At 73.3% G+C, this 12500-nt stretch carries 10 protein-coding genes; 8 read left to right on the forward strand and 2 right to left on the reverse strand.

What is annotated here, in order from left to right; all coding sequences use genetic code 11:
- Positions 1 to 164: 164 nt before the first annotated feature.
- The 4 genes from AB0J67_RS02145 to AB0J67_RS02160 all read left to right on the forward strand — a co-directional run bounded on the left by AB0J67_RS02145 (position 165) and on the right by AB0J67_RS02160 (position 3653).
- Complete coding sequence (locus AB0J67_RS02145; protein ID WP_363475301.1) at positions 165 to 2174, forward strand: MDR family MFS transporter; 2010 nt, start codon at positions 165 to 167, stop codon at positions 2172 to 2174.
- Between the two features lie 85 nt (positions 2175 to 2259).
- Positions 2260 to 2697 (forward strand): thioredoxin family protein, encoded by a 438-nt coding sequence (locus AB0J67_RS02150; protein ID WP_363475303.1) that lies wholly within the window; start codon positions 2260 to 2262, stop codon positions 2695 to 2697.
- The gene (locus tag AB0J67_RS02155; protein WP_363475305.1) at positions 2694 to 3125 is read left to right on the forward strand and encodes a DUF4395 domain-containing protein; all 432 of its coding nucleotides are present in this window, start codon (positions 2694 to 2696) and stop codon (positions 3123 to 3125) included. The genes AB0J67_RS02150 and AB0J67_RS02155 overlap by 4 nt, the downstream gene beginning before the upstream one ends.
- Before the next feature lie 78 nt (positions 3126 to 3203).
- Positions 3204 to 3653: a VOC family protein gene (locus AB0J67_RS02160; RefSeq protein WP_363475307.1), complete on the forward strand. Its 450-nt coding sequence runs from the start codon at positions 3204 to 3206 to the stop codon at positions 3651 to 3653.
- 57 nt (positions 3654 to 3710) lie between these two features.
- Here the strand turns inward: AB0J67_RS02160 and AB0J67_RS02165 are convergent, their stop codons facing one another.
- A complete protein-coding gene (locus AB0J67_RS02165; protein ID WP_363475309.1) occupies positions 3711 to 5993 on the reverse strand; it encodes an ATP-binding cassette domain-containing protein in 2283 nt (760 codons plus the stop codon).
- 603 nt (positions 5994 to 6596) lie between these two features.
- On the opposite strand from AB0J67_RS02165, the gene AB0J67_RS02170 reads away from it, so the two are divergent.
- A complete protein-coding gene (locus AB0J67_RS02170) occupies positions 6597 to 8123 on the forward strand; it encodes a sodium:proton antiporter (protein ID WP_363475311.1) in 1527 nt (508 codons plus the stop codon).
- Positions 8124 to 8175: 52 nt separating this feature from the next.
- Here the strand turns inward: AB0J67_RS02170 and AB0J67_RS02175 are convergent, their stop codons facing one another.
- On the reverse strand, positions 8176 to 9312 hold the full coding sequence (locus AB0J67_RS02175; protein WP_363475313.1) for a lytic polysaccharide monooxygenase: 1137 nt from the start codon (positions 9310 to 9312) through the stop codon (positions 8176 to 8178).
- A gap of 273 nt (positions 9313 to 9585) precedes the next feature.
- Here AB0J67_RS02175 and AB0J67_RS02180 point away from each other — a divergent pair, with 273 nt between their 5' ends.
- The 3 genes from AB0J67_RS02180 (at position 9586) to AB0J67_RS02190 (ending at position 12494) form a co-directional block, all read left to right on the forward strand.
- Complete coding sequence (locus AB0J67_RS02180; protein ID WP_363475315.1) at positions 9586 to 10113, forward strand: hypothetical protein; 528 nt, start codon at positions 9586 to 9588, stop codon at positions 10111 to 10113.
- Positions 10114 to 10144: 31 nt separating this feature from the next.
- The gene (locus tag AB0J67_RS02185; protein WP_363475317.1) at positions 10145 to 11044 is read left to right on the forward strand and encodes a Gfo/Idh/MocA family oxidoreductase; all 900 of its coding nucleotides are present in this window, start codon (positions 10145 to 10147) and stop codon (positions 11042 to 11044) included.
- 97 nt (positions 11045 to 11141) lie between these two features.
- Complete coding sequence (locus tag AB0J67_RS02190) at positions 11142 to 12494, forward strand: serine/threonine-protein kinase (protein WP_363475319.1); 1353 nt, start codon at positions 11142 to 11144, stop codon at positions 12492 to 12494.
- Positions 12495 to 12500: the final 6 nt, after the last annotated feature.

Genomic DNA, 12500 nt, shown 5'->3' on the forward strand with positions numbered 1-12500 from the left:
CACCCCGACCCCCGGCCCGCGACATCCCCCCGATACGCGGGCCGGGTCCCTCCTCGATCCACCGACCACGCAGGCGGGCGTAGGCGGGCGGCACGGCCGCCGGGCAACGCGAACGATCATCGCGAACCCGGAACATCGGGTGAAAGCCCCATTATCGTGATCACATGGACCGCAGTGGCGAGCTGAGCTCGGTGCGGCGCAACGCCGTGTTCGTCACGGTGGCGCTCGGTCTGCTGCTCGCCGCCCTGGACCAGACCATCGTCGGCACCGCGCTGCCGACCATCGTCGGCGACCTCGGCGGCGCCTCCCACCTGTCCTGGGTGGTCACGGCGTACCTGCTGGCCGAGACGATCGCCACCGCGCTGGCCGGCAAGCTGGGCGACCTGTTCGGCCGCAAGCTGGTGTTCCAGGTCTGCGTGGCCGTCTTCATCGTGGCGTCGGTGTTCTGCGGCCTGGCCCACAACATGGCCTGGCTGGTGGCCTGGCGGGGGGTGCAGGGCGCGGGCGCCGGCGGCATCCTGGTCACCTCGATGGCGCTGATCGCCGACTACATCCCGCTGCGCGAGCGCGGCAAGTACCAGGGCGCGCTGGGCGCCGTGTTCGGCGTGGTGACCGTGCTCGGGCCGCTGCTGGGCGGGCTGTTCACCGACCACCTGTCCTGGCGGTGGGCGTTCTACGTCAACGTCCCGGTCGGCGCGCTGGTCATGATCATCTGTGCCACCAGCATGCCGAAGCTGCCCGCCTCGCGCCGGCCGGTCATCGACTACCTCGGCATCGGCATGATCGCGGTGGCGTCCACCTGCCTGATCCTGATGACCAGCTGGGGCGGCACGGAGTACCCCTGGCTCTCGCCGGAGATCATCGGGCTGGGCGTCGCGGGCGTGCTGGCCCTGGCCGCGTTCGTGCTGATCGAGCTGCGGGCGCGGGAGCCGATGCTGCCGATGCGGCTGTTCGGCAACCCGGTGTTCAGCATCTGCGGGCTGCTCAGCTTCATCGTGGGCTTCTCCATGTTCGGCGCGCTGACCTTCCTGCCCACCTTCATGCAGTACGTGCAGGGCGCCTCGGCGACCGCGTCCGGGCTGCGCATGCTGCCGATGGTGCTGGGCCTGCTGATCACCTCGATCGCCAGCGGCACGATCGTCGGGCGCACCGGGCGCTACAAGCTGTTCCCGATCATCGGCGGCCTGGTCACCGCGCTGGGCATGTGGCTGATGTCGCTGATGGACGCGTTCACCCCGCTGCTGACCGAGGGGATCTTCCTGTTCGTGCTGGGCCTCGGGCTCGGCATGAGCATGCAGACGCTCACCATCGTCGTGCAGAACACGGTCAACTACCACGACCTGGGCGTGGCCACCTCCGGCGTCACCTTCCTGCGCACCCTGGGCAGTGCGTTCGGGGTGGCGCTGTTCGGCACGGTGTACACCCACTCGCTGCAGAACCAGCTCGACCGGTTCGGCCCGGTGCTGGGCGCGCTGGACCCGCGGCGGCTGGAGAGCCCCGCCGGGGTGCACAGCCTGCCCGACGCGATCCGCATCCTGGTGGTCGGCGGGTACACCCAGGCGCTGCACACCGTCTTCCTGGCCGCCGTGCCGGTGGGCCTGCTGGCCGCGGTGATCGCGCTGTTCCTCAAGGAGGTGCCGCTGCGCGACACCGCGCGGGCGGCGGCCCGGGACATGGGCGAGGGCTTCGGCATGCCCGAGTCCGCCGACCGCACCGAGCAGCTCGAACGGGCCATCGCCACGGTATGGCGGCAGAAGGGCCTGCTGGCCGCACCCGCGGTGCTGGCCGGCGCCGGGGTCGGCGGCGGCGTCGGGCTGGCCTGGTGCCTGGCCCGCACGGTGCTGTTCGCCGAGCACTACGGGCAGGCCCGGGTGTCCGACATCGCCGCGCACCACCACCTGCCGGCGCAGGTGCTGTGGCCCGCGTTCCAGCGCTGCGTGGCCGACGGCTACCTGGTCGAGGCGGCCGGCGCCGTCGCGCTCACCCCACGCGGCACGGCCGAGTACGACCGCATCGCCGCGGCCTGGCGGCAGTGGCTGTCCGGCGAGCTGTCGGACTGGACCGACGCCACCGACGAGGAGTTCGAGCTGGCGGTGCGGCAGGCCTCGCGGAAGCTGGTCTTCGAGGACGAGCCCGCGGCGCAGCCGGAGGCGGTCCCGGCGCGGCGGGAGTGAAGTTTCCGCGTCGCGGATGTGAACCGCGTCCGAACCTCGGGATGATCATCGCCAGCGCCCCTTACCGCATGTCACGCTTGCCGGCATGGATCTCACCGGGCTGGCCGTCGGCGGCGTGGCGCTGCTCGCGGCGACCGCGTACGGGCTGGTCCACCGCCGGCGGGCGGGTACTGTCCGTGCCGTGCCCGCCGACGACTCCACCGCGCCGCTGCTGGCCGAGCTCGGGGTGCGCCCCGGCGCGGTGACCCTGCTCCAGTTCTCCTCGGCGTTCTGCGCCCCGTGCCGCGCCACCCGCGTGATCCTCGCCGACGTCGCCCGCGCGACGCCGGGCGTGGCCCACGTCGAGGTCGACGCGGAGAGCCGGCTCGACGCGGTCCGCGCCCTCGACATCTGGAAGACCCCCACCGTGCTGATCGTCGACGCGGCCGGCCGGATCGCCGGCCGGGCCCAGGGCACGCCCACCCGAGCCCAGGTGCTGGCCGCCGTCGACCCGCTGCTGCCCAGCGAGAGGACTCCCGCATGATCGACCCCCGTGGTCCCCGGTTCGCGGCAGCGGTCACCACCGTCGTGCTGACCGCCGTGCTGCTCACCGGCTCCGGCTGGCTGGCGCTGGCGCAGGCGGCCGTGTTCGCGCTCACCGCGGCCCGGCCGCGCCTCGGCCCGTACGGGCTGGTCTACCGCACGCTGCTGGCCCCGCGGCTGGCCCCGCCGGCGGAGCTGGAGCCGCTCGCGCCGTTCCGCTTCGCGCAGACCGTCGGGTTCGTCTTCGCCGCCGTGGCCACGCTGGGCTACCTGCTCGGCTCGCCGGTGACCGGCGCGGTCGCGGCCGGCTTCGCGCTGGCGGCGGCGTTCCTCAACGCCGCGTTCGGGCTGTGCCTGGGCTGCGAGCTGTTCCTGGCGTACCGCCGCCTGACCGGCCGCCCGCTGCCGGCCCGCGTCCCCGCCTCCTGACCCGCCGCGGCCCGGCGACGTCGGACCGTGCTGCTAGAAACGGCGGGATACGGACCTTCGACGGTGAGGAGCGGCACGATGGCGACGCGGATACAGGTGACGATCGACTGCGCGGACCCCGGGCGGCTGGTGGAGTTCTGGGCGGCGGCGCTGCACTACCAGCCGCAGCAGCCGCCGGACGGCCACGAGACCTGGCGGTCCTACTGGCTGAGCAAGGGTTTCCCGGAGGAGGAGCTGGAGGGCGCTGACGACCTCGACTCGATCGAGGACCCGGACGGCGTCGGCCCGCGCTTCTGGTTCCAGCAGGTGCCCGAGGCGAAGGCGGGCAAGAACCGGCTGCACCTGGACCTGGCGGTGAGCGGCGGCCGGACGGTGCCCATCGAGGTCCGCCGCGAGCGCGTGCACGCCGAGGCCGAGCGCCTCATCGCGCTGGGCGCCACCCGGCTGCGCGTGCTGCACACCGAGGGCGCCGACCACTACGGCGAGGTCATGCAGGACCCCGAGGGCAACGAGTTCTGCCTCCACTGAAAAAAGGCCCCTTCTCGACGCCAGGCGTCGAGAAGGGGCCTTTTCGGCAGGTGAGCGTCAGGAGCGGCCGGGCTCGTGGCGGCGCAGCGCCAGCCGGGTCAGCCCGATCAGGACCACCAGCTGCACCCCGAGGATCACCATGCACTTGATCCAGTTCTCGGCGGTGTGTGCGAACATCGGGTCCTGGTAGCTCTTGGGCAGCATGGAGCCGACGTCGACGGTGGCCGCCGCGGCGCCGAAGCCCCACCGGGTCGGGAAGATCCAGGAGATGATCTCCATCGCCTGCTGCCCGGCGAGCAGGAACAGGCCGCCGGAGAACACGAGCTGCGCCATGACCACGACCACCATCGCGGGCGTGGTCTGCTCGGTGGTGCGGGCCAGCGAGCTGATCAGCAGGCCGAGCACGGTGGACACCAGGGCGATGCCGACCATCGCGACGATGATCTCGGCGGTCTGGCTGGGCACCACCAGGAACGTCGACGGCGGGCCCTGGAACAGCGCCAGCCACACGAACAGCGCCACCTGCGCCGTGTTGATCAGGAAGAACACGGTCAGCTTAGAGCTGAGGTACGCCGCCGCGGACAGGCCCACCGCCCGTTCCCGGGCGTAGATGGGCGCTTCGGCGACGATCTCCCGGACCGCCGCCGCCGTGCCCATGAACGCCGCGCCGGTGACCAGCACGACCAGCAGCTGCTGCGCCTCCAGGCTGATCTTGCTGACATGGGCCAGGCCCAGCTCGCCCGGCACCGTGTACGACAGCAGCGCCAGGATCAGCGGCATGGCCAGCAGGAACATGCTGAAGCCGCGGTCGGAGAAGATCACGTTCAGCATGCGCATGCAGAGCGTGAAGTACTGCCGGATCGGCGCGCTGGGGTTGCGGGCGAACAGGCCCCACGTCTTGCGGTCGATGTTGACCCGACCGGGTTTCGCGGCGGGCGCGTTGGCCCGGGACCGGGCCAGCGCGTCGTCCACGCTGACCGAGGCGGGCTCGGCGTCGTCGACCAGCGCGGGCGGCAGCACGACCTCGGAGGTCGCCTCGCTGAGGTCCGGCTCGTCGGTGCGCTGCGCCGGCACCAGCGGCACCGTCGCGGTCGCCTCCGGCGCCTGCTCGGCCGCGACCGCTGCGGCGGCGGCGGGCGCGGCCGCCGCAGCCCGCGCGGCGGGCTCCTGGCGCGTCGTGGACGGCGTGACCGCGCTGACGTAGCGGGCGTACAGCGGGGAGTTGCGGAAGGCGCGGGTCCAGCGCTCCGGCTCCTCGGTGATCTTCGTGAAGACGTCGGCGTAGTCCTCGGCCCCGAAGAAGCTCAGCAGCTGGTCCGGCGGGCCGAAGTAGCCCATGGTGCCGCCCAGGCACATCACCAGCACCCGGTCGCAGATGTCCAGGTGCAGCACGCTGTGGGTGACCACGACGACCGTCTTGCCCTTGTCGGCCAGCTCCCGCAGCTCGCCCATGACCTCCTTGTCGAGGGCGGGATCGAGGCCGGAGGTCGGCTCGTCCAGGCACAGCAGCGACGGCTCGGTGAGCAGCTCCATCGCCACCGAGGCGCGCTTGCGCTGGCCGCCGGAGAGCACGTCGATGCGGGCCTTGGCGCGCTGGGTGAGCCGCATGGTGTCCATGACCTCGTCGACCTTGGCCCAGCGCACCTTGCGCGGCACGTCGTCGGCGAAGCGCAGCGCGGCCGCGAACCGCAGCGCCGTGCGCACCTTGAGCTGCTTGTGCAGCACGTCGTCCTGGGGCACCATGCCGATGCGGTAGCGCAGCTGGGCGTAGTCGGCGTAGAGGTCGCGCCCGCCGTACCAGAGCCGGCCCTGGGTGGCCGGCCGCAGCCCGGTCAGCGCCTTGAGCAGCGTGGACTTGCCGCAGCCGCTGGGGCCGATGAGGGCGAGCAGGCTGCCCTCGGGCAGGGCGAAGCTGACGTCGTCGATGAGGACCTTGTCGCCCAGGCGCACGGTCAGGTCGTCGGCGATGATCGAGGCGGGGCCGGTGTCGACGTGGTCGTGCAGGCGTACGCCGTCGAAGAGCAGCTCGTGCCGCCCGATCGAGACCATGTCGCCGGCGTGCATGAGCGTCGGCTTCTGCACCTGTCGTCCGTTGAGGAACGTGCCGTTGCGGCTGCCCAGGTCGACGAGCGTGAAGGTGTCGCCGGTGCGGCGCAGCTCGGCGTGGTATCGGGAGGCCTGCAGGTCGGCGAGCACGATGTCGTTGTCGGCCTCGCGCCCGAGGCGGATACGCACCGCGCCGTCGGCGGTGGCCGTCTGTCCGGAGTCGACCGCGGCGGCGGCCTTCTTCGCGGTGGTCCGGCGGCGGGCCGGGCGGTCGGTGGAGGGGTCAGTTGACACCCGCACATCCTTGCGGCAAGACCAGTGCAGATCAAGCGCCATCCGGCTCGATCGCACCACCGTCCGGAACCCGACGGCGACATGGCGCCCGCTTCGCGGACGCGGCGTCCGGCCGCTGCGGCCGGGCTCACCCTCCGGTCGCTCGCCCGCTGCGCGGACTTTGCGCTCCGGCCGGGTGCGCCCGGCGGCCGGACGCGGGTGGGTCGGGCCGGCAAGGGCATGTTCCCGGTACGCACGTGAAGATCGTCACGGCGTGGGTGTTCGGCGGGGGCGGATTTCGGCGCTATGGTGGTCGAGGTCGGTGCGTGGACAGTGTCCCCGGGCCTCAACTACAAAAGCCTTCACGGAATACCGTTCGGCTGGAGCCGTGTCGCGCCACTCGCCGCGAGGCGACCGCACGCACCGACCATGACTTCCTTGTGCCCGCCCGCTCCGGTGCCCGATCATCACCGGAGCGGGCGGTGCTTTCTGCCCGCGGTCGTGGAGCCAATCCGCCGTCGTTACTTCGGCGAGACTACCAACAAAATCGGCGAGAATCCATGGGCTCCCGGTCCGTTCGTGTCGCAGCGCCGATATCCGCAGGCAGTGGTGTGCGATGGCGGGATGGACGAACGCACGGTGATCCTCGCGCTGCTGGTGCTGGGCCTGCTGTGCGTGCCGGTCGGGGCGCGCTGGCGGATCCCCGCACCGGTCGTCGCCACGCTCTTCGGCGCGGGCCTCGGGCTGGTGCCCGGCGCGACGCTCGACCCGCCGCCGGAGCTGATCCTGCCGGTCCTGCTGCCGCCGCTGCTCTACGCCGCCGTGCAGCAGACGTCCTGGCGCCGCTTCGCCCGCGGCTGGCGGCCGATCCTGCTGCTGGCCGTGGCCCTGGTCTTCGTCACCACCGCCGCGGTGGCCGCCGTCGCCACCCGGATCCACCCGGTGCTGCCGCTGGGCGCGGCGGTGGTGCTCGGCGCGGTCACCGCGCCGCCCGACCCGGCCGCGGTCACCGCGGTGGCGGGCCGGCTCGGGCTGCCGCGCCGCACGGCCACCCTGCTGTCGGGCGAGGGCCTGTTCAACGACGTCACCGCGCTCACCATCTACCAGGTGGCGGTCGCGGGGGTGGCGGCCGGGTCGCTGTCGGCCTGGAGCGCGGTGGGCGCCTTCGGGTACGCCGCGCTGGCCGGCGCCGGCATCGGCCTGCTCGCCGGACTGCTGTTCGGGTGGCTGTTCGACCGGCTGCCCACCGCCGAGCTGCGCGCCGCGCTGAGCCTGCTCATCCCGTACACGGCCTACCTGACCGCGGACTCCGTGCACGCCAGCGGGGTGCTGGCGGTGCTCGCCGCGGGGTTCTGGCTGGGCGCGACCCGGGCCGACCCGGACGACGTCGCGGGGCGGCTGTCCGGGCGCAACTTCTGGGACGTGATCGAGCAGCTCGTCACCGGGTTCACCTTCGGCCTGATCGGCCTGGAGTTCATCCAGGCGCTGGACGACCTGGGACCGGGCGTGTGGGCGTACACCCGCTTCGCCCTCTTGATCTGCCTCACCCTGGTGGCGGTGCGCTTCGCATGGATGTTCGGCGTCGGCGGGCTGACCCGGCGGCTGCGCGCCCGCGATCCGGCGGACGTGCCGGTGGGCTGGGGCGAGACGCTGGTCGTGGCGTGGGCGGGCATGCGCGGGGTGGTCACCATCGCCACCGCGCTGGCGCTGCCGCGCGACTTCCCCGGCCGGACCCAGATCGTCTTCGTGGCCGCCGTGGTGGCGGTGGTGACCCTGCTGGTGCCCGGGGTGACGCTGCCGTGGCTGGTGCGGCGCACCGGGCTCACCACCGGTGCCAAGCGGCGGCAGGAGGCCGAACGCGAGCTCGTCGCGGTGGCCCAGGAGGCGGGCCTGCGCCGGCTGGAGGAGCTGCGGGCCGACGGCACGGTCGGGGCCGAGACCGCTCGGCGGCTGGGGGAGTGGCAGCGGGCCATCCTGCTCGACGAGGAGGCCGAGGACGACGAGTGGGTACGCCAGCGCAAGCGCCTCGGTGACGTCCGCGCCGAGCTGCTGTCGGCGGCGCGGGCCGCGGTGCTGGCCCGGCGCGAGCGGGAGCCGGAGGCCGTCGACGACGTGCTGCGGCGGCTGGACCTGCACAGCTCGGTCTACTGAACGGGTGCCGGGTGGCGCCCCCGGGGCACGGGGACGCCACCCGGTCACCGCGTCACGGACTCGTGCAGGTCAGCGTCGGCGGGTTGTTGGTCCCGCTGTGGTTGCCCAGGAATCCGAAGGTGGTGCTGCCACCGGCCGAGAGCGTGCCGTTCCAGGACACGTTCTTGAACGTGGTCGCGCCGGAGCCGTTGGTGTACGTGCTGCTCCAGCTCTGGCTCACGGTCTGCCCGTTGGGCCAGGCGGCCCGCACGGTCCAGCCGTTGATGTTGCCGCCCGAGGTCACCTTGATCTCACCCTGGAACCCGTTGTTCCAGTTGTTGGTCTGGGTGTACGTCGCCGCGCAGATCGACGGCGTGGGCGGGGCCGGCGTGGACGGCGCCGGGCTGCTCGGCCGCGGGGACGCGGTGCTCGCCGACGGCGACGGCGACGTGCTGCGCGACGGCGACGGCGAGGCCGGGTTCGACGGGATCGGCGACGGGCTGGTGGGCGGGTTGTTGATGCCCGTCACCTGGCCGTTGCCGCCGTCGAAGATGACGTCGGAGCAGCCGTAGAAGGTCTCCTGGCTGTCCGAGCGCTTCCAGACCGAGTAGATGACGTGGCGGCCGGACTTACCGGAGGGCAGGTTGCCGTTCCAGTAGTAGTAGCCGTCCGGCGCCGGGGCGTTCATCGCCGGGTGGTCGACCGACAGGAACGGCTGCTCCTCCATGTCCGCCCAGGTCAGCGCCTGGCTGGGGTTGTAGCCGTTCTTGGTGACGTAGAGGTAGAACCAGCCCGGGTGGGCGGCCCAGTTGCTGTAGCGCCAGCTGTGGTTGGCGCCCGAGGTGAGGTGCGTCAGCGGCCAGTCGGTGCGGGGCGCGTCGAAGCCCGCGAACTTGGTGTTGCCGCCGCTGCACAGCGCGCCGTCCGGGATGAAGCCGCGGGTGCGGCCCGCCCCGTCCGAGCGCAGCACGCCGAACCAGTCGTAGAACGGCTGCGCGCCGCCCACGCTCATCGCGTTCTGGCAGGCGCCGTTGGTCGGCCTGATCTCACCGGTGCTGGACTTGCCGTCCACGTAGCACAGGTAGGTGCGGCTGCCCGGGGTGAGCATCGCGCCGTGGGCCGACGCGGAGCCCGGGTTCAGCATGGTGATCGCTACGCCGGCGGCGAGCGTGGCGGCCGCCGCGAGGGCTGCGGCCTTCAGCTTGTTCATGGTGCTGTCCTTTCCGGCACGGACGCGTCCACCGTCGGTCTCCACCACGGGCGTTGGCGGATGCGCCGTGCTGCGCATGCGGGATCACCCCTGCCGCGACCTCGGCGGTCGGGGACAGGGGTAGGGACGGTCCGTCGCGTACGCACGGCTCTCGTGATGGCCGCGGCGCGCTCCACGTGTGCCCTCGCGGCACCACGGCATCGACATTGCACCATGCGTATCACCCGGCGGGCAATGGTTGCGCCGTGCCATAGCGGGTGCGAGCATGTGCCGGTGTCGATGACCGCGGTGCGCCGCAACGCCTGGTGGCTGGTGCCGGAGCTGCTCGCCCTGGCGCTGGTGGCCGTGCTGTCCCTGGTGGCGCGGCCGGCCGAGCTGGACCAGGTGCTGGCCGAGCGGGTGTCGGCGATCCTCACCGCGTCGTCGCCGGCCGAGCACCACGCGCACGGCCACGACGTCGCTGCCGAGGACACCGTGCTGTGCACGGCGGAGACGATGGGCACCGAGCCCGCCGGCGCCACCCGCGTCGCCGACGTGCGCGTGGTGTACGCGTACTTCTTCTGCGCCGCCGGCGAGCCCGGCCAGCCGTGGGACTTCGCGGCCCGCATCTCCGGCCCGGTCGTGGTCGAGCTGACCGAGCCGCCCGCCGTGCGCATCGCCGAGGCGGGGCTGGGCTATCAGGACCGGGTCAGGGCGATGCTGCCCGACCGCTACGAGGACTGGGCGTTCAGCGGCTTCCGCGACAAGGAGCTGCCGACCGCGCTGCAGCGGCGCTACCTGGACGAGGTGGCCGGGGCCTGAGCCGCGCGGCCGCCGCACTACGCTGCTCGCCATGCGATTCGGATTGTTCGGCACCGGTCACTGGGCGGAGCAGACGCAGGGTGCGGCACTGGCGGCCCACCCCGAGGTGGAGCTCGTGGGGGTGTGGGGGCGCGACGCGGGCAAGGCCGCCGCGCTGGCCCAGCGCCTGGGCGCCCGGCCGTACGACGACCCCGACGCGCTGATCGCCGACGTGGACGCCGTGGCCGTGGCGCTGCCGCCCGACGTGCAGGCCCCGATCGCCGAGCGGGCCGCCCGCGCCGGGCGCCACCTGCTGCTGGACAAGCCGCTCGCGCTGAGCGTCGCCGACGCCGACCGCGTGGTCGAGGCCGTCGACGCCGCCGGTGTGGCCAGCGTGGTCTTCTTCACCGGCCGGTTCGACCCGGTGGTGGACGCGGCGCTGGACGAGGCGTCGGCCGCGGGCGGCTGGAGCTCGGCCCGGGTGACCCTGTACGCCTCGATCTTCGCGCAGGGCGGCCCGTACGCCGGCTCGGCCTGGCGCAAGGTGCACGGCGGGCTGTGGGACATCGGCCCGCACGCGCTGTCCCGGCTGCTGCCGGTGCTCGGCCCGGTGGTCGAGGTGACCTCGCTCGCGGGCGCGCACGCCACCAGCCACGTGCTGGCCCGGCACGAAAGCGGCGCGGTGAGCGTGCTGATGCTGACGCTGGACGCCCCGCCGACCGCGCTGCTGTTCGAGTACCAGCTGCACGGCGAGGCCGGCGTGTTCGACCTGCCGGGCGGCTCGGGCGACCCGGTGGCCGCGTTCGGCCGGGCGATCGACGAGCTGCTCGCGCAGGCGCGGTCGGGCCGGTCGGGCCACCCCTGCGACGTGCGGTTCGCCCGCGAGGTGGTCGCGGTGCTGGCCGCGGCGCAGCAGTCCCAAGAGGAGGGACGCACCGTCGCGATCCGGTAGCGCTGCCGCTGGTCGTGGCCGAACCGGTCAAGTGATCTGCAATCGTGTCCGGGCAAACCGTTGACACCGCGGCTGATCATGCCGCAACGTGCCGTTCATGACCGAGTACCGCTATCCGCTGCACGCCGGAGACCTTCTGGTCGAACGGTATCGCCTGATCGACAGGATCGGCGTCGGCGGCATGGCGGTCATCTGGCGGGCCCGGGACGAGACGCTGGACCGGCTGGTCGCGCTGAAGGTGCTGGATCCGCGGCTGTCCGGCGACGAGCGGCTGCGCGAGCTGGCCCGGCGGGAGGCCTGGGCAGTGGCCCGGCTGAACCATCCCGACGTGGCCGGGGTGCACGACTTCGTGCGCACCAGCACGCCCGACGGCCGGGAGATCGCCGTCATCGTGCTGCAACTGGTGGCGGGCGAGCCGCTGGCGGACCGGATCGCGCTGGGCGCGCTGCCCTGGCGCGAGGCAGTACGCGTCGGCCTGCGGATCGCGACCGTGCTCGAGGTGGCCCACCGCCGCGGCGTGGTGCACCGCGACATCACCCCGGACAACGTGATGGTGCACGGCGAGCAGGTAACCGTGCTCGACTTCGGCATCGCGGCGCGCATCGGCGAGCCCGACGACGACAGCACCGGCGCCAGCTTCGGCACGCCCGCCTACGTGGCCCCCGAGCGCCTCGACGGGATGCCCGCCGAGGCGGCCACCGACGTGTACGCGCTCGGCGTGGTGCTGTACGAGATGCTGACCGGCCGGCTGCCGTTTCGGGTACGCGGCTGGGACGACGTCGCCGCCGACCACGGACCGGCGCCGGTGCCCGAGGTCCCCGAGCTGCCCCGGACGGTGGCCGCGCTGGTGACCGCGTGCCTGCAGCGCCAGCCCTCGGCCCGGCCGGTGGCCGCGGAGGCGGCCCGGGTGCTGCGCGCGGCGCTGGCCCGGCGGCAGCGCCGCTGGCTGCTGCCGACCGCGGCCGCGGGCGCCGCCGTGGCCGTGCTGGGCGTGCTGGTGTGGACGCTGCCGCTGCGCGACTCCCCGGACGATCCGGGACAGGCCCGGACCAGCCCGCCGGCGAGCACGCCCGGGTTCGGCGCCCAGCCGCCGGGCTCGCCCGCGGTGAACGCGTCGGCGAGCCCGCCGCCGGCGGCCTCCCCATCGCCCCGGCCGACCGTCGGGTCGTCGCCCGCCCCGGCGCTGACGGTCAAGCAGGCACTGGACGCCGCGCTGCGCACCATCGACGAGGCGGCGCTGCGCGGCCTGCGCTCCGATGTGGCGGTCGACCTGCGCAACCTGGTGAACAACCTGGTCAACTCCCGGGCCACCGGCGCGCGGCTGACCACCGAGGTGAAGTCGGTGTACTCGAAGATCGACTCCCGGGTGGGGGAGGGCACGCTCGCCCACGACGCGGCGGACCGGCTGCGCACCGACGTGGCCGCCATCGCGCGCGCGATGTCGGCCTGAGAACGA

This window comes from Catellatospora sp. NPDC049609 (genome assembly GCF_040675365.1).
Lineage (GTDB): Bacteria > Actinomycetota > Actinomycetes > Mycobacteriales > Micromonosporaceae > Catellatospora.

Bases quoted from the DNA above. Each gene is read 5' to 3' on its own strand.
- AB0J67_RS02145 (WP_363475301.1), top strand. From the start codon at position 165: ATGGACCGCAGTGGCGAGCTGAGCTCGGTGCGGCGCAACGCCGTGTTC.
- AB0J67_RS02150 (WP_363475303.1), top strand. From the start codon at position 2,260: ATGGATCTCACCGGGCTGGCCGTCGGCGGCGTGGCGCTGCTCGCGGCG.
- AB0J67_RS02155 (WP_363475305.1), top strand. From the start codon at position 2,694: ATGATCGACCCCCGTGGTCCCCGGTTCGCGGCAGCGGTCACCACCGTC.
- AB0J67_RS02160 (WP_363475307.1), top strand. From the start codon at position 3,204: ATGGCGACGCGGATACAGGTGACGATCGACTGCGCGGACCCCGGGCGG.
- AB0J67_RS02170 (WP_363475311.1), top strand. From the start codon at position 6,597: ATGGACGAACGCACGGTGATCCTCGCGCTGCTGGTGCTGGGCCTGCTG.
- AB0J67_RS02175 (WP_363475313.1), bottom strand. From the start codon at position 9,312: ATGAACAAGCTGAAGGCCGCAGCCCTCGCGGCGGCCGCCACGCTCGCC.
- AB0J67_RS02185 (WP_363475317.1), top strand. From the start codon at position 10,145: ATGCGATTCGGATTGTTCGGCACCGGTCACTGGGCGGAGCAGACGCAG.
- AB0J67_RS02190 (WP_363475319.1), top strand. From the start codon at position 11,142: ATGACCGAGTACCGCTATCCGCTGCACGCCGGAGACCTTCTGGTCGAA.